This is a genomic window from Streptomyces sp. NPDC002206 (genome assembly GCF_053593595.1).
Window position 1 is genome coordinate 1 of record NZ_JBSFCW010000021.1, and the last position, 19,358, is coordinate 19,358.

The following is a 19,358-nucleotide window of genomic DNA, read 5'->3' on the forward strand; positions in this document are numbered from 1 at the left end:
CTGTACCCGCCCGGCCCGTGCCAGTGAGACCAGCGATTCGCCGCCCAGGTACACCGATCCCAGCTCCCGTACGGAAAGCGCCAGATCCGCCGGATCATCCGTCCGCTTGCACGACGCGCCCCCCTTCGCGTCGGCCGTGAGCCGCCAACGCCCCGCGTTCCACGGGCAGAACGCGTCCTCGACCTCGAACACCACGTCCACCGCCGCCCGGTACGCCCGCGCCTCCAGCGCCGCGCCCAGCTCCACCAGCCGTACGTACAGCGAGTCGCGCAGCTTGATGTTGCACCGGCGCACGTCCGAGACGAGATGCAGAACCGCATCGTCGACCGGCCGGTTCCGCGCCTCGACCGTCGACGTCAGGTCGATCTCGAAGAGGAACCGCCACAGCGCCGCGTACGCCGCCGGGTCCAGCGCCGACAGGTCGTCCACGGCGATCCGGCCCTTGGGGCCCGCCGCGTCCCAGTCCGGCTTGATGCGGTACGTCGAGTACCCGACGACCTCACCCGCCCGCTCCGCCAGCAGGCACTGCAGCGGCGACGCCCCCTGCCGCGCGCTCGCCGGGTCGATCAGCGCCCTCCGCTCCCAGCCGGGACCGTGCGCCGGCGTCCCCGGCCGCCCCGCCACCAGCTGCTCGTACACGCCCTCGCACGCGGCGGTCGCCTCGTCCGGCCTGGCGTACCGCAGGCGGACCTCGTCCGTGCCGTCCGGCACCGCCAGCCGCACCCGGTCCGTGTCGATCCCCAGGGACATCTGCTTCGTGGCCGCCCCGTACCCGAACCGGCCGTAGATCGCGGGCTCCGAGGCCGTCAGCACGGCGAGGGGTTCACCCAGCGCCCGCACGTCGTCGAGCTGACGCCGCATCATCGAGGTCAGCAGTCCGCGCCTGCGGTGTGTGGCCGCTACACCGACCATCGTCACGCCGGCTGCGGGCACCAGCGCCCCGCCGGGCACGGTCAGTCGGAAGCTGAAGGCCCCCGCCGTACCGACCACGTCCGGACCGTCCCAGATGCCGATCGACCGCTCGTGCTCGGTCAGCTCCTCCCAGAGCTCGCGCTCCTCAGGAGAGTCGGCGACACCGCCGAACGCGAGCTCCAGGCTCCCGAACCATTCGTTCCATTCGGACGGACGCAACACCCGCAGCTCAGTAGTCATATGCCATGCCTACCAGGGGTAGGGCAGACGGGCGACCCGTTTTCGAACGCATTGTCACAGGGGTCCCCCTGCACCTGAGGCGCTCGTGTGGATAAGGTCCCCGCAATGGCCCGTCGCGCAGGAGCAGACTCGTACCCGGCCCGATTGCAGAAATCGGTGCACCGGGCGCGCATAGCGCTGCGCAAATCCGGCGTCGACTACTTCCGCGGCGACGGCTCCGACTGGATCGCCCTGGTCGGCCTGCTGCTGACCATCCCGGCCATCACCTGCGGCACGCTGCTGAACGCCGTGTGGTGCGCACCGGCCGCGCTCGTCCTGCCGATCGTCGCGGGCGGTCTGCTGCTGCGGCCGGCCAGCCTGCTGGGGCTGTACGCGACCGCCGCCGTGGCCCTGATCGTGGAGTCGATCGCGCTCGGCCCCTACTCGGAGGGGCCGGCCCGGGTGACCCCGGGCACCGTCCTGGTGGTCGCGGCCTGCGGTTTCTTCGGCCTGATCCTCGCCCAGTTCCGGGCCAGGGTCGGCGTGCCGTGGCGGCGCGGCGGCACCATGCTCTTCGACCTGCGCGAACGCATCCGGGTGCAGAGCGCCCTGCCGCGGCTGCCGCAGGGCTGGCACCGCGAGATGGCGCTCCGCCCGGCGGGCGGCCAGTCGTTCTCCGGCGACTTCGTCGTCGCGGCCCGCACCAACGGCGGCCGCACCCTGGAGGCCGTACTCACCGATGTCTCCGGCAAGGGCATGGACGCGGGATCCCGCGCCCTGCTGCTGTCCGGCGCGTTCGGTGGCCTGCTCGGCTCGCTGCCCCCGCACGGCTTCCTGCCCGCGGCCAACGCCTATCTGCTGCGCCAGGACTGGGACGAGGGCTTCGCCACCTCCATCCATCTGGTGCTGGACCTCGAATCGGGCGACTACGAGCTCCTCTCCGCGGGCCACCCGCCGGCCCTGCAATTGCACGCGGGCAGCGGCCGGTGGGAGGAGAAGGCTGCGGAGGGCCCGCTGCTCGGGGTGTACGACGGGGCACAGTTCGACGCGGTGAAGGGCTCACTGGCCCCCGGCGATGTGCTGATGCTCTTCACGGACGGCCTGGTGGAGGCGTCCGACCGGGACATCACGGAGGGCATGGACCGGCTGACCGGCGAGGCCGACCGCCATGTCGTCACCGGCTTCGACGGCGCGGCCTGGCATCTGATCGAGGCGTGCGCGAAGGACGTCAACGACGACCGGGCGCTGCTGCTGCTGTCCCGCCGGTCCTGAGCCGTACGGAGCCAGGACCGGGCACTCTGCGCCCGGCCGTGATGACGACGCCCGTCCACGTGGCCCTGCGCCGGACGACCGCCCGTCCGTAGAGTCGTCCCATGCCCACGCCACGCACACCCCTGACCCTGACCGAAGTCGAGGCGATCGCCCGCAGCGCGCACGCCGGCCGGCAGGACAAGGCGGGACGCCCGTAAGCCGAACACCTCGCCGCCGTCGCGGACGGTGTACGGGCCAGGGGCGGCAGCGTCGACCAGATCGCCGCCGCCTGGCTGCACGACGCCGTCGAGGACGACGCTCTGTCCGCCGAGTGGCTGGCGGCCGCCGAGCTGCCGCAGCAGGTCAAGGACATGGTCCTCGCCGTCACCAAACGGGACGGGGAGGACCTGGCTGCGTACACCCGGCGCATCCTCGCCACCCCGGGTGCCCTGCTGATCAAGGAATCCGACCTTGCCCACAACGCCGACCCGGCCCGCCTCGCGGTCCTGGACCCGGCGACACGTACCCGGCTGACCGCGAAATATGCGCAGGTACGCGCGCTGCTCGGACTCAGCGCCGGCGATTCGTCCACCGAACAGTTGGATCCGGCCAACACCACGGAGGACTGATCCACTCAGAGCCTGGCGGCGTCCCGCCGGAACGCCCAGTCCATGTCCGGCTCGGTCACGAAACGCAGCGCCCGTCGCACCGGCGGCGTACACATCAGCGTCACCGCGCAGGCCGCGACCAGCGAGACGAGGACCAGCCCGCCCGGCGAGGCCAGCCACTCGTACCGGTCGAACAAGCCGACGTAGCCGGCACCCTTGACCAGGAAACCGTGCAGCAGATAGCCGCAGATCGTCCCGGCGCCCAGCACGGTGAACCACATGTGGCGACGCGGCACCCATGCCAGGAACCCGATGGTGAGCAGCAACGCGCAGCCGAACATCATCAGCGTCATCACCGCACCCGACCACCACGGGGCGCCCATCTCAGGCGCGCTGTTGCTGCGGTAGAACCAGCCCAGTTGCATTCGCGGCGCCGCCCAGTACGCGAACAGGGTGGCCCCGGCGAACAGCGGCAGCGACAGCAGCCGCACCTCACGCCGGCGCACCAACTGAAAATGCTCGGGCTTCAGTTGGAGCCCGAGCACGAAGAACGGCAGGAACTGCAGGACCCGCTGGAGGTCGAGATCGTCGCCGATCGTGGGGGAGAATGACGCGAGCACGGCAATGACGAGCGCGACCGGCAGCGGGTGACGCAGCGCCTGCCAGACGGGCGTGGTGAGCCGCCAGATGAACAGCGCGGCCAGGAACCAGGTGAGGAACCAGGGGTCGATCAGGCTGATCGGATGATCCGGCGAGTCGTCCGCGTACCGCTTGAAGAGCGAGTACGCCGTCTCGAACACCACATAGGGCACGGCGACGCCGGTGACCAGGCGCTTCATCTTCTTGGCGCTCATATCGAACGAGCGTGAGAAATAGCCGGAGATGATGATGAAAGCCGGCATGTGAAACGTGTAGGCAACCATGTACAGCGCACGGGCGGTCCGGCTCCCGTCCATCACCGGCACCCACGCGTGCGCCACGGCGACCAGCACGATCGCCAGATATTTGGCGTTGTCGAAGTAGGCGTCACGCCGCTTCGTCGGCGCGACCGCCGAGGGCTGGTTCACCACGGGTGCGGGGGGCCTCGCGGTGATGGTCGTGCCGCCCTGGCGTCTGGGCTCCGACTCCCGGGGCTCTGGGGGGAGCGGGGCCCTCTGAAATGTGTTCGGAGCGTGGAACATCTAAAGCACCTTAGACGCCTCGATTGGAATTCGTAAAACTGCCAGCAGATATTGCGTGTTCCCGCCCAATGGAAAGTGAAACTACCGAAAACCGCCCCCTATCGCCCGATTGATCCTCCTTAAATGGTGCATATCGCCAGGCGGTTGAGCGGAGTGAATTTCATCGCATCTGGGGTGGCGAAACGCGTGTGAACAACCTGTGTGGATATGGAAACGATCGCAGTCCCGGTTTTTTGATCGGCGCCCGCCGGCCGCCCCGTGCTGCAGGCCGCCTCCCGGGCGGAGCCCGGAAGGGCGGGTCGACGGGCCTGTCCGCCCCCGCGCGCGCGGAGTGTGAGGATGGCGTGATCCCGACAGTTCGATTCGTCACCTGGCAGCAACCACAGGGGAGTTGGTGGCACGATGGACGCAACGGAGGAGTGCTCAGCCGCACGCTTCCGGGCCGGCAAGGCGGACCGACCAAGGGTGTGATCAGTCGTGGCCATCTCACTGTCTGTGGTGCTTCTGTTGGCGATCATCCTGGTGGTCCTGATCCGAGGCGGCTCCATCAAGGCCGGACCCGCGATCGTCGCGGTGCTCTTCGGCTTCTTCCTGGCATCGACCGGCATGGCGCCGTCGATCAACAGGTTCATGAACTCGATAGCGGAGACCATCAACCAGATCAGCTTCTGATCCGCACCGCAGAAGGCGGGAGGCGGAACGCAGAAGGCCCGGTCCGGCGAGCAAATCGCCGAACCGGGCCCACGCATGGAGCGGGCGACGGGAATCGAACCCGCGTAGCTAGTTTGGAAGACTAGGGCTCTACCATTGAGCTACGCCCGCAGGCGCCGCAGGTCCTCGAGACCGCGGCACGAGCAGCATCGTAGCGGGTCGCGGACGTTGTCCGCACACCTCATCGCGGCACCGGGTGCCGCAATCCACGCCGCCCCGGTAAAGCGGTCTGTGTACTGCCGGTCTGCATGTACCCTACGTGTCGCACCGACGGGGTGTGGCGCAGCTTGGTAGCGCGTCCGCTTTGGGAGCGGAAGGTCGTCGGTTCGAATCCGGCCACCCCGACCACATGCAAGATCGCATTGTGGGAGTCATCCCCCTTGCCGTTACTATGCAAATTGCGTGCCCGTGTGTCTGATGTACCGGGCTCGATCCGCGGAGCCGCTGTCCGGTGGCCGAGCAGAACCCCAAGAAGTCAGCCACCAAGGAGACCGAACCGTGAAGAGCGCCGTGGAGACCCTGAACCCGACTCGGGTTCGGCTCAGCATCGAGGTGCCCTTCGAGGAGCTCAAGGACAGCCTCGACGCGGCGTACAAGAAGATCAACCAGCAGGTCACGGTGAAGGGCTTCCGTAAGGGCAAGATCCCCAACCGCGTCATCGACCAGCGGTTCGGCCGTGGTGCTGTGCTGGAGGAGGCCGTCAACGACGCCCTCCCGAAGTTCTACACCGAGGCTGTCAACGAGGGTGAGCTCAACGTTCTGGGCCAGCCCGAGGTCGACATCACCGAGCTGAAGGACGGCGAGCTGCTGGCCTTCACCGCCGAGGTCGACGTGCGCCCCGCGATCGAGATCCCGGACTACTCCGGCATCGAGGTCACCGTGGACGCCCTCGAGGTCAGCGACGAGGACGTCGAGAAGGCCGTGGAACAGCTCCGTGACCGCTTCGCCTCCACCAACCCGGTCGAGCGCGCCGCCGCAGAGGGCGACGTCGTCACGATCGACCTGCAGGCCAAGGTCGACGGCGAGGTCCTGGAGGACGGCGTGGCCGAGGGTGTCTCGTACACCATCGGTTCCGGCGAGCTTCTCGACGGCATCGACGCGGCCGTCACCGGCCTGGAGGCGGGTGGCGAGGCCACCTTCACCTCCGAGCTGAAGGGTGGCTCGGCCGAGGGCAAGGAGGCCGAGGTCACTGTCAAGGTCACCGCCGTCGCCGCCCGTGAGCTCCCCGAGCTGGACGACGAGTTCGCCCAGATGGCGAGCGAGTTCGACACCCTCGACGAGCTGAAGGCGGACAGCCGCACGCGCCTCGAGAACACCAAGCAGTACGACCAGGCCACCCAGGCCCAGGAGCGCGTTCTCGACGAGCTGCTGAAGCTGGCCGAGGTCCCGATCCCCGAGAAGCTGCTCGCGGACGAGGTCCAGACCCGCAAGCACAACCTCGAGCACCACCAGCTCGGTCAGATGGGTCTGACCCTCGAGAAGTACCTGGAGATCCAGGGCAAGACGGTCGAGGAGTTCGAGGCCGAGACCTCCGAGCAGGCGATCAAGGGCATCAAGACCCAGTTCATCCTGGACGAGCTCGTCAACAAGGAGAAGCTGAGCGTCAACCAGGAGGAGCTCACCGAGCACCTCATGCGGCGCGCTGCTTCCTCCGGCATGAGCCCCGACCAGTTCGCCCAGGCCGTCGTCGAGGGCGGCCAGGTCCCGATGCTCGTGGGCGAGGTCGCCCGCGGCAAGGCGCTCGCCGTGGTCGTCGAGGCCGCCAAGGTCGTCGACACCAACGGTGAGCTCGTCGAGCTCGAGGACGACGAGGAAGAGGCCATCGAGACGGTCGAGGCCGCCGAGGGTCACACCGAGGCCGCCGCCGAGGAGAAGACCGAGGCCTGAGCCTCGCGCTGAACCCGTACGACGGGCTCCGGACGCTCAGCGTCCGGAGCCCGTCGTCGTATCGGTGGCCGACCCCCACAACCCTTGTGCGCACTGCTCAGCTTGCGCTCCCAGCGAACAGTTGCGGAAGCGGGATGGCGTTGTCCTACCTGCGCGTTAGGGTCCATGAATAGGAAGGGTGGGGGAGTCCCCGCCCGCCCGGTACGAAGACGCTGAGACGGCCGGAGCCGTCAGAGACGAGCAGGTGGATACGTGACGAATCTGATGCCTTACGCCGCCGGAGAGCCGTCCCTCGGTGGTGGCCTCGGCGACCAGGTCTACAGCCGACTGCTCGGCGAGCGCATCATCTTCCTCGGTCAGCAGGTCGACGATGACATCGCCAACAAGATCACGGCGCAGCTGCTTCTCCTTGCCGCGGAGCCGGACAAGGACATCTACCTCTACATCAACAGCCCCGGTGGCTCGGTGACGGCCGGCATGGCGGTCTACGACACCATGCAGTACATCCCGAACGACGTGGTCACCATCGGTATGGGCATGGCGGCCTCGATGGGCCAGTTCCTGCTGACCGGTGGCACCGCGGGCAAGCGCTTCGCGCTCCCGAACACCGACATCCTCATGCACCAGGGTTCGGCCGGCATCGGTGGTACCGCGTCGGACATCAAGATCCAGGCGCAGTACCTGCTCCGCACGAAGCAGCGGATGGCGGAGATCACAGCCCGCCACTCCGGCCAGACCGTGGAGACGATCATTCGCGACGGTGACCGCGACCGCTGGTACACCGCGGAGGAGGCCAAGGAGTACGGCCTCATCGACGAGATCATCACGATCGCCTCGGGCGTTCCGGGCGGCGGCGGCACCGGGGCCTGAGCCCTGTCCGCCCAGCCCGCAGCCCCAGCCCCCAGAACGCCACCAGGATGGTGAACACCCACATGAACAACTTCCCCGGCGCCTCCGCGAGCGGTCTCTACACCGGCCCGCAGGTGGACAACCGCTACATCGTGCCGCGCTTCGTGGAGCGCACCTCGCAGGGTGTGCGTGAGTACGACCCGTACGCGAAGCTCTTCGAGGAGCGCGTGATCTTCCTCGGCGTCCAAATCGACGACGCCTCCGCCAACGACGTCATGGCGCAGCTGCTGTGCCTGGAGTCGATGGACCCGGACCGCGACATCTCGATCTACATCAACAGCCCCGGCGGCTCGTTCACGGCGCTCACCGCGATCTACGACACGATGCAGTTCGTGAAGCCGGACATCCAGACGGTCTGCATGGGCCAGGCGGCCTCCGCCGCGGCCGTGCTGCTCGCCGCCGGTACGCCCGGCAAGCGCATGGCACTGCCCAACGCCCGTGTGCTGATCCACCAGCCGTCCTCGCAGACGGGCCGTGAGCAGCTCTCCGACCTGGAGATCGCGGCCAACGAGATCCTGCGGATGCGTACCCAGCTGGAGGAGATGCTGGCCAAGCACTCCACCACGCCGCTGGAGAAGATCCGCGACGACATCGAGCGCGACAAGATCCTGACCGCCGAGGACGCCCTCGCCTACGGTCTCGTCGACCAGATCGTCTCCACCCGCAAGAGCGCGGCCGGAGCGATGGCCTGACGTCGGTCTTTACCCCTTGGCGCGGTCGGTTCACACGGTCGTGACCGCGTGAACCGTGCCAAGGGGGGCCCGAACGGGGGGCCAGGCAAGGTACCGTCGGATAGAGGCACCAGGAGCCGCTGCACCAAGCTGCTCCCAGGCGAAGGGGAAGCACCTCGTGGCACGCATCGGTGATGGCGGCGACCTGCTCAAGTGCTCGTTCTGCGGAAAGAGCCAGAAGCAGGTGAAGAAGCTCATTGCGGGACCCGGTGTGTACATCTGCGACGAGTGCATCGATCTCTGCAACGAGATCATCGAGGAGGAGCTCGCGGAGACCTCCGAGGTGCGGTGGGAGGAACTTCCCAAGCCGCGCGAGATCTACGAGTTCCTCGAGGGGTACGTCGTCGGTCAGGAGCCCGCGAAGAAGGCCCTCTCGGTCGCTGTGTACAACCACTACAAGCGGGTCCAGGCGGGCGAGAACGCCGGCGCGCAGGGCCGGGACGACGCCATCGAGCTGGCCAAGTCCAACATCCTGCTGCTGGGTCCCACGGGCTCCGGCAAGACGCTCCTCGCGCAGACGCTGGCCCGCATGCTCAACGTTCCGTTCGCCATCGCCGACGCGACGGCGCTGACGGAGGCCGGCTATGTCGGCGAGGACGTCGAGAACATTCTGCTGAAGCTGATCCAGGCCGCGGACTACGACGTCAAGAAGGCCGAGACCGGGATCATCTACATCGACGAGATCGACAAGGTCGCCCGCAAGAGCGAGAACCCGTCGATCACCCGTGATGTCTCCGGCGAGGGCGTCCAGCAGGCCCTGCTGAAGATCCTGGAGGGCACCACCGCCTCCGTACCGCCGCAGGGCGGCCGGAAGCACCCGCACCAGGAGTTCATCCAGATCGACACGACGAACGTGCTGTTCATCGTGGGCGGTGCCTTCTCCGGCCTGGAGAGGATCATCGAGTCCCGGGCGGGCGCCAAGGGCATCGGCTTCGGCGCGACGATCCGCTCCAAGCGCGAGATCGAGGCGAGCGACCAGTTCCAGGAGGTCATGCCGGAGGACCTGGTGAAGTTCGGGATGATTCCCGAGTTCATCGGCCGCCTCCCCGTGCTGACCTCGGTCCACAACCTGGACCGCGAGGCGCTGCTGCAGATCCTCGTCGAGCCGCGCAACGCACTGGTGAAGCAGTACCAGCGGCTGTTCGAACTCGACGGTGTGGAGCTGGACTTCGACCGCCCGGCGCTGGAGGCCATCGCCGACCAGGCGATCCTGCGCGGCACCGGCGCGCGTGGTCTTCGGGCCATCATGGAGGAAGTTCTGCAGTCCGTGATGTACGAGGTGCCGTCCCGCAAGGACGTCGCCCGCGTCGTCATCACGGCGGACGTGGTCCGCAACAACGTCAACCCGACGCTGGTCCCGCGCGAGCCGCGCACGATCGGCAAGAACGACGGCGGACGGCACGAGAAGTCCGCGTAGCGGCAGCGACACGTACGTGAAGGGGCGCCCGGCCGGTCGGCCGGGCGCCCCTGCACGTACTGCTCGATCAGATCTTGGTGCGGGACGTGTTGTAGAGCTTGGCGGTCAGGGCGGCCACGTCGTCCTGGGGCATGCCCTTGCCGGTCATGGAGAGTGCCACGTCGACGCCGAGGACGGTGCCGACCGTGCTGTAGTCGGCCCAGACGCAGACCGGGACCTCGAACTCCTTGGGGCCCTTGGCGGCGGTGCCGTCGCCCTCCTTGTTGATCACCTTCATGCTCTGGCACTTCATCAGCGCGCCGTCGAATCCGGCCGGAGTGACGACCTCGGGGCTGCCGATGAGATTGACCTCCATCCCCGTGGCGCCCTTCGTGAGCTCCGACTCCGCGTTGTTGAAGGAGTTGTCGATGACCTTCGCCGGGTCGGTGACATCGCCCCAGATACCGGAAAGGGTCACGGTCTTGACGGCGAGCGGATTGTCCGTGGAACCGGCCTGGTAGGAGGCACCTGCCTGTTGGGGGTTCTTGATGCCCAAGGCCTCGGTCTTGGACTTGTCGGTGCCGGTCATCGGCCCCGACGGCGCCGAATCGCTCGCGGACTTCTTGTAGCCGTCCAGCGTCGCAGCCGGCGTCAGCTTGTAGCCCTTGGTGGAGTCCGCGACATCGCTGTTGCTCGCGCCCCCGCCCGACGTCAGGAAGTACGCCCCGCCCGCTATGACCACCAGCGCGAGCACGACGACACCGATGATCAGGCCCGTCTTCTTCTTCGGCGGAGCCGGCGGCATCGGGACCTGGCCGCCGTAGGGAGCCTGGCCGTACGGGGCCTGGGGCTGCTGGCCGTACGGGCCCGGCTGCTGGGCCTGCGGGTAGCCGTAGCCCGGCTGGGGCTGCTGAGGAACACCCTGGGGGGCCTGCTGCGGATACCCGTACCCCGGCTGGCCGCCCTGCGGCGGCTGACCGCCGTACGGGCCCGGCTGCTGGCCGTACGGGCCCGGCTGCTGGCCGTACGGGCCGGGCTGACCCTGCGGCGGCTGGCCCCCGTACGGTCCGGGCTGGCCCTGCGGCGGCTGGCCCCCGTACGGGCCCGGCTGGTTGTAGCTCATCTGCGCTGTCCCCTCCAGAATGCCTATGCGTTCCGAACATCCTGTCGGAAGCCCCACTGACATGGGGCGGCAGGAGCCACACCGTTACTCAACAAACCGGTTTCAGTGCACGACTGTGACGGCCCTAAACTGTCCCCCGTGACCGAGAACACTCAGCAGACGCCAGCCAGCAACCCCGAACTGCCGACCCAGTACGCACCGGCCGAGGTAGAGGGGAAGCTGTATGAGCGCTGGGTAGAACGTGGTTACTTCGAGGCCGACGCGACAAGCGACAAGCCTCCGTTCACCGTCGTCATCCCGCCGCCGAACGTCACGGGCAGCCTCCACCTGGGGCACGCCTTCGAGCACACGCTGATCGACGCCCTCACCCGCCGCAAGCGGATGCAGGGCTACGAGACGCTGTGGCAGCCCGGCATGGACCACGCCGGTATCGCCACGCAGAACGTTGTCGAACGTGAGCTTGCCAAGGAGGGCAAGTCCCGCCACGACCTGGGGCGCGAGGCCTTCATCGACCGCGTCTGGCAGTGGAAGGGCGAGTCCGGCGGACAGATCTCCGGGCAGATGAAGCGCCTGGGTGACGGTGTCGCCTGGTCGCGTGAGCGCTTCACCATGGACGAGGGTCTGTCCCAGGCCGTCCAGACCATCTTCAAGAAGCTCTACGACGACGAGCTGATCTACCGGGCCGAGCGCATCATCAACTGGTGTCCGCGCTGTCTCACGGCCATCTCGGACATCGAGGTCGAGTACCAGGACGACGACGGCGAGCTCGTCTCCATCCGGTACGGCGAGGGCGACGACTCCATCGTCGTCGCGACGACCCGTGCCGAGACGATGCTGGGCGACACGGCCGTGGCCGTCCACCCGGAGGACGACCGCTACAGGCACCTGGTCGGCAAGGAGATCGAGCTGCCGCTCACCGGCCGCCGTATCCCGGTCGTCGCCGACGAGCACGTCGACCCCGAGTTCGGCACGGGCGCCGTCAAGGTCACGCCCGCGCACGACCCGAACGACTTCGAGATCGGCCAGCGGCACGGTCTGCCGAGCCTCGCCGTCATGGACGAGCACGCGATCATCACGGCGCACGGTCCCTTCCAGGGCCTGGACCGGCTGGAGGCGCGCAGCGCCATCGTCGGCGCTCTGCGCGCCGAGGGCCGGATCGTCGCCGAGAAGCGTCCGTACGTCCACTCCGTCGGCCACTGCTCGCGCTGCAAGACGACGATCGAGCCGCGGCTGTCCATGCAGTGGTGGGTCAAGGTCGGCCCGCTGGCCAAGGCGGCGGGCGACGCGGTCCGCGACGGCCGGGTCAAGATCCACCCGCAGGAGATGGAGAAGCGATACTTCGACTGGGTCGACAACCTCCATGACTGGTGCATCTCGCGTCAGCTGTGGTGGGGCCACCGCATCCCCGTCTGGTACGGCCCGAACGGGGAGATCGTCTGCGTCGGCCCCGATGAGCAGCCGCCGAGCGGCGAGGGCTGGACGCAGGAGACAGATGTCCTCGACACCTGGTTCTCCTCCGGCCTGTGGCCGTTCTCGACGCTCGGCTGGCCGGAGCAGACCGAGAGCCTGGCGAAGTTCTACCCGAACTCCGTCCTGGTCACCGGCTACGACATCCTCTTCTTCTGGGTCGCCCGGATGATGATGTTCGGCCTGTACGCGATGGACGGCACCCCGCCTTTCCACACCATCGCCCTGCACGGCATGGTCCGCGACCAGTTCGGCAAGAAGATGTCCAAGTCCTTCGGCAATGCGGTCAACCCGCTGGACTGGATGGACAAGTACGGCTCCGACGCGCTGCGCTTCACCCTGGCGCGCGGCGCCAACCCGGGTGTCGACGTCCCGATCGGCGAGGACTGGGTCCAGGGTTCGCGCAACTTCGCCAACAAGATCTGGAACGCCACGCGCTTCGCGCTGATGAACGGCGCCACGATCGAGGGCGAGCTGCCCGACCCGTCGCAGATGTCCGCGACGGACCGCTGGATCCTGTCGAAGCTCAACAAGACCGTCGCCGAAGTCGACGCGTTCTATGACGATTTCCAGTTCTCCAAGCTCAGCGAGGCGCTCTTCCACTTCGCGTGGGACGAGGTCTTCGACTGGTACGTCGAGCTGTCGAAGACCACGTTCTTCGCCGGCGGCGAGCAGGCCAAGGTCTCCGGCCGGGTCCTCGGTGAGGTCCTCGACGTGATGCTGCGGCTGCTGCACCCGATCGTCCCGTTCGTCACCGAGACGCTGTGGACCACGCTGACCGGCAAGGAGACCCTGGTCACCGCCGACTGGCCGAAGGACTCCGGCTTCCGTGACGAGGCCGCCGAACAGGAGATCGAGCTCGTCCAGCAGGTCGTCACCGAGGTCCGCCGGTTCCGCTCCGACCAGGGCCTGCAGCCCGGCCAGAAGGTCCCGGCCGAGCTCACCCTGACCGGCACGGCGCTTGCCCCGCACGAGGCGGCCATCCGCCAGCTGCTGCGCCTGCAGCCCGCCGGCGACGGATTCCACGCCACCGCGTCGCTGCCGGTCGCGGGGGCCACCGTCGCCCTCGACCTGTCCGGCACCATCGACGTGGAGGCCGAGCGCAAGCGCCTGACGAAGGACCTGGGCGCCGCCGAGAAGGAGAAGGCCCAGGCCAACGCGAAGCTCGGCAACGAGGCGTTCCTGGCCAAGGCCCCGGACAACGTGGTCGACAAGATCCGTACCCGGCTCGCCAAGGCCGATGCGGACATCGCACGGATCACCGCTCAGCTGGCGAACCTGCCGCAGAGCTGATGACCTGAGTGCGAAGCCCCCGTGCCCCTGACCGACCAGGGGCACGGGGGCTTCGCCGTACGGGCGCCCATTCGTGCCCATTGCCCGGGCGCTGCGCCGGATGTCCGTCCCGGTCCGTAGACTGGGCCCCGTGAGTGAGCCCCGCCCTTCCGACCGGCACGACGCGTCCCAGTCCGACGACACCTTCGCGGAGATCGTCGACGAAGCGACCCAACGCGACCCCGACCTGGCGGTGATCGAGGCCGGCAGCCGCACCCTGCGCACCGCCTCGGGACCGGTGCCGGGCGACGAGGTCCCCGCCCGCCCCGCCGACCCGGAGGTGGACAAGGCGCTGCGCGCGGTGGAGCAGGAGCTCGCCGACCGCTGGGGCGAGACCAAACTCGAACCCTCGGTGGCGCGCATCGCCGCACTGATGGACGTGCTCGGTGAGCCGCAGCGCGCGTACCCCTCGATCCACATCACCGGCACCAACGGCAAGACGAGCACGGCCCGCATGATCGAGGCGCTGCTCGGCGCCTTCGACCTGCGCACCGGCCGCTACACCTCGCCGCACGTCCAGTCGATCACCGAGCGGATCAGCCTGGACGGCTCACCGATGGACCCCGAGCGGTTCATCGAGACGTACCAGGACATCAAGCCGTACGTCGAGATGGTCGACGCCCAGCAGCCGTACCGGCTCTCCTTCTTCGAGGTGCTGACCGGCATGGCGTACGCGGCCTTCGCCGACGCACCGGTCGATGTCGCGGTCGTCGAGGTCGGTATGGGCGGCAGCTGGGACGCGACGAACGTGATCGACGGCTCCGTCGCCGTCGTCACCCCCATCTCGCTGGACCACACCGACCGGCTCGGCGGCACGCCCGCCGAGATCGCCGGGGAGAAGGCCGGAGTCATCAAGCAGGGCGCCACGGTCATCCTGGCTCAGCAGCCGGTCGATGCCGCCCAGGTGATGCTGAAGAAGGCCGTTGAGGTCGACGCCACGGTCGCCCGCGAAGGCATGGAGTTCGGCATCGTCTCCCGCGAGATCGCGGTCGGCGGACAGCTGCTGACACTGCGTGGCCTCGGTGGCGAGTACGAGGGGATCTTCCTCCCGCTGTACGGCGCCCACCAGGCGCACAACGCGGCGGTGGCGCTCTCCGCGGTCGAGGCGTTCTTCGGCATCGGTGCCGAGCAGTCCGGCTCGCTGGACCACGAGACGATCCGCCGGGCCTTCGCCTCGGTGCGCTCGCCCGGCCGCCTCGAAGTCGTACGGAGCAGCCCGACCGTGGTCCTGGACGCCGCCCACAATCCGGCGGGTGCCCGCGCCACCGCCGACGGGCTGTCCGAGGCATTCGGGTTCTCCCGGCTGATCGGCGTAGTCGGCGCCAGCGACGACAAGGACGTACGGGGACTCCTCGAAGCCTTCGAGCCGATCTTCGCCGAGGTCGTCATCACACAGAACTCCACCGGCCGCGCGATGAACGCCGACGCACTGGCCGCCGTCGCGGTCGAGGTCTTCGGCGGTGACCGCGTCCAGGTCGAACCGCGCCTCGACGATGCGCTGGAGGCGGCGATCACCCTCGCCGAGGAGGAGAACGAGTACGCGGGCGCAGGCGTCCTCGTCACCGGTTCCGTGATCACGGTCGGCGAGGCCCGGCTGCTTCTGGGAAGGCACTGACCCTGTGCGTACGCTCTGTGCATCGACGCTGATCGGCGAGTTCTTCGTGATCGGCTTCGCCGGACTCGTCGCCATGAAGTCCGACGACCTGTCGAACGCCACCGTCTGGACGGTCTGTGGCATCGGCATGCTGCTGTCCGTCCTGCTCTGCGGCGTGATCACCCGCCCCGGCGGCGTGCAGCTCGGCTGGGCGCTGCAGATCGCGCTGGTCGCCGGCGGGTTCTTCATCCCGATGATGTACATCCTCGGTCTGCTCTTCGGCGCCCTCTGGTGGGCCTCGGTGCACTACGGGCGCAAGATCGATGAGGCCAAGGCCCGCTGGGCGGCGCAGGAAGCGACCACGTAGGACCCCGGCGGCCCGGCCGAAGCCGGTCACGGCGGGCAAACCCGGCCGTCGGCTCGTCCGCGTAGCCCTGTAATCTCGCCTCACCGCACCCGCATGCCTTCAAGGAGCCGCACATGACTCAGCGCACCCTCGTCCTTCTCAAGCCCGACGCCGTCCGGCGTGGGCTGATCGGCGAGATCGTCGGCCGGATCGAGCGCAAGGCCGGCTGGCAGGTCACCGCGCTGGAGCTGCGCACGCTGGACCGTGCGATCCTGGAGCAGCACTACTCCGAGCACGTCGGCCGCCCGTTCTACGAGCCGCTCGTCGAGTTCATGCAGTCCGGCCCGGTCGTCGTCCTGGTCGCCGAGGGCGAGCGGATCATCGAGGGCGTCCGCGCCCTGGCCGGCCCGACCGACCCGATCGCCGCCGCGCCCGGATCGATCCGTGGCGACTTCGGGACGATCACCCGCGAGAACCTCATCCACGCCTCGGACTCCGAGGAGTCCGCAGAGCGAGAACTGAAGCTGTTCTTTCCGGGACTTTCCTGACCTCGGATCAGCCGAACAGCGCTGGTGACCTGGGGCGACCGAAGTAATTCGGTCGCCCTTCGGCATATGACCGCCGATCGGGGGAACGCATCCCTCCGACGTAGCGTCACCATGAGTGGAACGGCCACCCGTTCCGCCCAAACTGGCGAAGGCCCCTCGCGCGGTGTCCGTGCATACGGCACTACGATGGAATCTTCCACGCCCGCAGCGCTCACTTCGCCTACCAAAATCAAGCCATCATCGCTTTCTTGGGAAGGCCCGACGCATCCTCATGGGGAACAAGGGGAACTCAATGTCGTTCATCGGCCGTGACATGGCTATCGACCTCGGGACTGCCAACACGCTGGTGTACGTCAGGGGGCGCGGCATCGTTCTGAACGAGCCGTCCGTCGTGGCCATCAACACCAACACCGGCGGCATCCTGGCAGTCGGCTCCGAGGCCAAGAAGATGATCGGGCGCACGCCGGGCAACATCGTTGCCGTGCGGCCCCTGAAGGACGGCGTGATCGCCGACTTCGAGATCACGGAGCGGATGCTCCGCTACTTCATCCTGAAGATCCACAAGCGCCGCTATCTGGCCCGCCCGCGTGTCGTCGTCTGCGTTCCCTCCGGCATCACCGGGGTCGAGCGACGCGCCGTCATCGAGGCGTCGACGCAGGCCGGTGCGCGCCAGGTGCACATCATCGAGGAGCCGATGGCCGCGGCCATCGGCTCGGGCCTGCCGGTCCACGAGGCCACCGGCAACATGGTCGTCGACATCGGCGGCGGCACCACCGAGGTCGCGGTCATCTCGCTCGGCGGAATCGTCACTGCCCAGTCGATCCGGGTCGCCGGCGACGAGCTGGACAACGCGATCATCCAGCACATCAAGAAGGAGTACTCGCTCCTCCTCGGTGAGCGGACCGCCGAACAGATCAAGATCACCATTGGCTCGGCGTACGAGATGGACAAGGACGAGCACACCGAGATCCGCGGTCGCGACCTGGTCTCCGGACTGCCCAAGACCGTGGTCATCTCCGCAGCCGAGGTCCGCAAGGCCATCGAGGAGCCGGTCAACGCGATCGTCGACGCCGTGAAGACGACGCTCGACAAGTGCCCGCCGGAGCTGTCCGGTGACGTCATGGACCGCGGCATCGTCCTCACCGGGGGCGGTGCGCTGTTGCGCGGACTGGACGAGCGGCTGCGCCAGGAGACCGGCATGCCGATCCATATCGCCGAGGACCCGCTGGACTCCGTGGCGCTCGGATCCGGCAAGTGTGTCGAGGAGTTCGAGGCGCTCCAGCAGGTGCTGGACGCCCAGCCCCGCAGGTAATACCGGGTCGACAACACAGCGGTCCGCCGTACGGGCGCTGCCGCCCCGTACGGCGGATCGTTGATATACAGGCACGAACATTCCGACGAGGAAGGCACGGCCGCCGCACGTGAGGGACACACGAGAGAGCCGGCTGCTCCTGGTGCTGCTGATCGCCATCGCATTCGCACTGATTACGGTGGACATCCGCGGCGGCGAGGAGTCGCCGGTGGACGGCGCCCGGCAGGCCGCCGCAACGGTCTTTGGGCCGGTCGAGAAAGGCGTCGCGGCAGCCGTCGATCCGGTGGGCAACGCCATAGGGGCGATCCGTGCATCCGGTGCACGACACGACCGGATCGCCGTTCTGGAACAGCAGAACGCCGCGCTGAAGGCCAAGCTCGGCAGCGACGACCGCAACCGCAACCGGGTCCGCGAACTCGACAAGCTGCTGAAGAAGTCGTCCGCCGGGCAGTACGGCATCAAGGCTGCCGAGGTCATCGCCATAGGAGCGGCCCAGGGCTTCTCCTGGACCGTCACCATCGACGCCGGCTCCGACGACGGCATCAAGCGCGACATGACCGTCATCAACGGCGACGGACTCGTCGGCCGGGTCACCACCGTCGGCCCGGGCACCGCGACGGTGCTCCTCGCCAACGACCCCGATTTCACCGTCGGCACCCGGATGGAGAAGACCGACGAGCTCGGCTTCGCCACCGGCCAGGGCGACCGTCCGCTGTCCGTCCAGTTCCTCAACGGCAAGGCCAAGGTGAAGAAGGGCGACCGGCTGGTCACCTTCGGCTCCAGCAAGGGCAAGCCGTTCGTGCCGGGCGTCCCGGTCGGCGAGGTCGTCCGCGTCGACCCGTCGGGCGGTGACCTCACCCGAACCGTCTACGTCCGCCCGTACGCCGCCTTCAGCAAGCTCGACATCGTCGGCATCGTCGTCCAGGCACCGCGCGAGGACCCCCGCGACATGGTCCTGCCGAAGAAGGCCGAGAAGCCGAAGCCCACCCCGACGGTCACCGTCACGATCTCGCCCAACGGCGACATCGTCGACACCAACGGCAAGGTGGTCGGGAACGTCAACGGGACTCCCAGCGGGAGTCCGAACCCCACCGGATCCACCGGCACCGCGGTCAACGAGCAGAGGTAGAGCTGATCCCCATGCGCTTCAACCGGACTCTGCTCTCCACCGCCCTGGTCGTGATCGCCCTCGTCGTCCAGATCTCCGTACTGGCCCGACTGCAGCTCCCCGGCGCCGTCCCCGACCTGCTGCTCCTCGTCGTCCTCGGTCTGGCCTTCGTGTACGGACATGTCGCCGGCGCCCTGATCGGTTTCGGCGCGGGCCTCCTCGCCGACCTGGCACCGCCCGCCGACCACGCCGCCGGACGGTACGCCCTGGTCCTCTGCATCATCGGCTACTGCGCCGGACTTGTCCGGCCGGACAACGGCCGGTTCAAGTCCGCGTTCGTCCCGATGGCCGCCGTCGTGGCCGCAGCGATCGTGTCGACCCTGCTGTACGCCCTCGTCGGCGCCCTCGTCGGGGACACCGCCGCCCGCCATGTCGGCCTCGGCAGCCTGCTGTTCACCGCAGCCGTCTACGATCTGCTCCTCGCGCCGTTCACCGTTCCACTGATCATGGCGCTCGCCAGACGCACCGAGAACGACCCGCTCTCCGAGTCCTCCAGCGGCGGCGACATGGCCGCGGGCTGGCTCTCCTCCGGCACCGGACTCAGGATCGGCGGCCCGCGCGGCGGACTGCGTTTGAAGGCTGCCCGCAGCCGAGCGGCACGGGCCGGACGGATCAAGGGAGTCAAGCGACTGTGAGGCTGAACCTCGCCGGGGACACTCCCCG

General features: G+C 68.3%; 16 protein-coding genes, 2 tRNA genes and 1 pseudogene. 15 read left to right on the forward strand and 4 right to left on the reverse strand.

What is annotated here, in order from left to right; translation table 11 throughout:
• Window positions 1-1,152 (reverse strand): GNAT family N-acetyltransferase (locus ACWCP8_RS28800; RefSeq protein ID WP_451119016.1); only part of this gene is annotated, 1,152 nt, incomplete at its 3' end.
• Window positions 1,153-1,257: 105 nt separating this feature from the next.
• On the opposite strand from ACWCP8_RS28800, the gene ACWCP8_RS28805 reads away from it, so the two are divergent.
• Window positions 1,258-2,403 carry a PP2C family protein-serine/threonine phosphatase gene (locus ACWCP8_RS28805; RefSeq protein ID WP_451119018.1) on the forward strand — a complete coding sequence of 382 codons (1,146 nt, stop codon included), beginning with the start codon at window positions 1,258-1,260 and terminating at the stop codon, window positions 2,401-2,403.
• Between the two features lie 101 nt (window positions 2,404-2,504).
• Window positions 2,505-3,011: pseudogene (locus ACWCP8_RS28810) on the forward strand (HD domain-containing protein).
• Window positions 3,012-3,016: 5 nt separating this feature from the next.
• Here ACWCP8_RS28810 and ACWCP8_RS28815 read toward each other — a convergent pair.
• Window positions 3,017-4,171: an acyltransferase family protein gene (locus ACWCP8_RS28815; protein WP_451119020.1), complete on the reverse strand. Its 1,155-nt coding sequence runs from the start codon at window positions 4,169-4,171 to the stop codon at window positions 3,017-3,019.
• A gap of 477 nt (window positions 4,172-4,648) precedes the next feature.
• Here ACWCP8_RS28815 and ACWCP8_RS28820 point away from each other — a divergent pair, with 477 nt between their 5' ends.
• On the forward strand, window positions 4,649-4,843 hold the full coding sequence (locus ACWCP8_RS28820) for a hypothetical protein (protein WP_136325240.1): 195 nt from the start codon (window positions 4,649-4,651) through the stop codon (window positions 4,841-4,843).
• 76 nt (window positions 4,844-4,919) lie between these two features.
• Here ACWCP8_RS28820 and ACWCP8_RS28825 read toward each other — a convergent pair.
• Window positions 4,920-4,993, reverse strand: a tRNA-Gly gene (locus tag ACWCP8_RS28825).
• 160 nt (window positions 4,994-5,153) lie between these two features.
• Here ACWCP8_RS28825 and ACWCP8_RS28830 point away from each other — a divergent pair.
• The 5 genes from ACWCP8_RS28830 (at window position 5,154) to clpX (ending at window position 9,826) form a co-directional block, all read left to right on the forward strand.
• Window positions 5,154-5,230 (forward strand) — tRNA-Pro (locus ACWCP8_RS28830).
• Window positions 5,231-5,380: 150 nt separating this feature from the next.
• Window positions 5,381-6,769 carry a trigger factor gene (gene tig / locus ACWCP8_RS28835; RefSeq protein ID WP_451119023.1) on the forward strand — a complete coding sequence of 463 codons (1,389 nt, stop codon included), beginning with the start codon at window positions 5,381-5,383 and terminating at the stop codon, window positions 6,767-6,769.
• A 264-nt stretch (window positions 6,770-7,033) separates the two neighbouring features.
• Window positions 7,034-7,639, forward strand: a complete 606-nt coding sequence (locus tag ACWCP8_RS28840) for an ATP-dependent Clp protease proteolytic subunit (RefSeq protein WP_267008104.1) — start codon at window positions 7,034-7,036, stop codon at window positions 7,637-7,639.
• A 47-nt stretch (window positions 7,640-7,686) separates the two neighbouring features.
• Entirely contained in the window at window positions 7,687-8,370 is a 684-nt protein-coding gene (locus ACWCP8_RS28845) for an ATP-dependent Clp protease proteolytic subunit (RefSeq protein ID WP_030921266.1), read from the forward strand.
• A 157-nt stretch (window positions 8,371-8,527) separates the two neighbouring features.
• Complete coding sequence (clpX, locus tag ACWCP8_RS28850) at window positions 8,528-9,826, forward strand: ATP-dependent Clp protease ATP-binding subunit ClpX (protein ID WP_352262152.1); 1,299 nt, start codon at window positions 8,528-8,530, stop codon at window positions 9,824-9,826.
• Between the two features lie 67 nt (window positions 9,827-9,893).
• On the opposite strand, the gene ACWCP8_RS28855 is transcribed toward clpX, so the two are convergent.
• A complete protein-coding gene (locus tag ACWCP8_RS28855) occupies window positions 9,894-10,928 on the reverse strand; it encodes a hypothetical protein (protein WP_451119025.1) in 1,035 nt (344 codons plus the stop codon).
• A gap of 138 nt (window positions 10,929-11,066) precedes the next feature.
• Between ACWCP8_RS28855 and ACWCP8_RS28860 the strand changes: the two genes are divergently transcribed.
• From ACWCP8_RS28860 to mreD, 7 genes are all read left to right on the forward strand, one after another.
• Window positions 11,067-13,688: a valine--tRNA ligase gene (locus tag ACWCP8_RS28860; RefSeq protein WP_352262148.1), complete on the forward strand. Its 2,622-nt coding sequence runs from the start codon at window positions 11,067-11,069 to the stop codon at window positions 13,686-13,688.
• A 130-nt stretch (window positions 13,689-13,818) separates the two neighbouring features.
• Window positions 13,819-15,342 (forward strand): bifunctional tetrahydrofolate synthase/dihydrofolate synthase, encoded by a 1,524-nt coding sequence (gene folC, locus ACWCP8_RS28865; protein WP_352262146.1) that lies wholly within the window; start codon window positions 13,819-13,821, stop codon window positions 15,340-15,342.
• A gap of 4 nt (window positions 15,343-15,346) precedes the next feature.
• Window positions 15,347-15,688 carry a DUF4233 domain-containing protein gene (locus tag ACWCP8_RS28870; RefSeq protein ID WP_352262144.1) on the forward strand — a complete coding sequence of 114 codons (342 nt, stop codon included), beginning with the start codon at window positions 15,347-15,349 and terminating at the stop codon, window positions 15,686-15,688.
• Between the two features lie 113 nt (window positions 15,689-15,801).
• On the forward strand, window positions 15,802-16,215 hold the full coding sequence (gene ndk / locus ACWCP8_RS28875; protein WP_451119028.1) for a nucleoside-diphosphate kinase: 414 nt from the start codon (window positions 15,802-15,804) through the stop codon (window positions 16,213-16,215).
• A gap of 292 nt (window positions 16,216-16,507) precedes the next feature.
• Window positions 16,508-17,527, forward strand: a complete 1,020-nt coding sequence (locus ACWCP8_RS28880; RefSeq protein WP_352262140.1) for a rod shape-determining protein — start codon at window positions 16,508-16,510, stop codon at window positions 17,525-17,527.
• Between the two features lie 109 nt (window positions 17,528-17,636).
• The gene (gene mreC / locus ACWCP8_RS28885; RefSeq protein ID WP_451119030.1) at window positions 17,637-18,656 is read left to right on the forward strand and encodes a rod shape-determining protein MreC; all 1,020 of its coding nucleotides are present in this window, start codon (window positions 17,637-17,639) and stop codon (window positions 18,654-18,656) included.
• 11 nt (window positions 18,657-18,667) lie between these two features.
• The gene (gene mreD, locus ACWCP8_RS28890; RefSeq protein WP_352262136.1) at window positions 18,668-19,330 is read left to right on the forward strand and encodes a rod shape-determining protein MreD; all 663 of its coding nucleotides are present in this window, start codon (window positions 18,668-18,670) and stop codon (window positions 19,328-19,330) included.
• The last annotated feature ends 28 nt before the right edge of the window (window positions 19,331-19,358 follow it).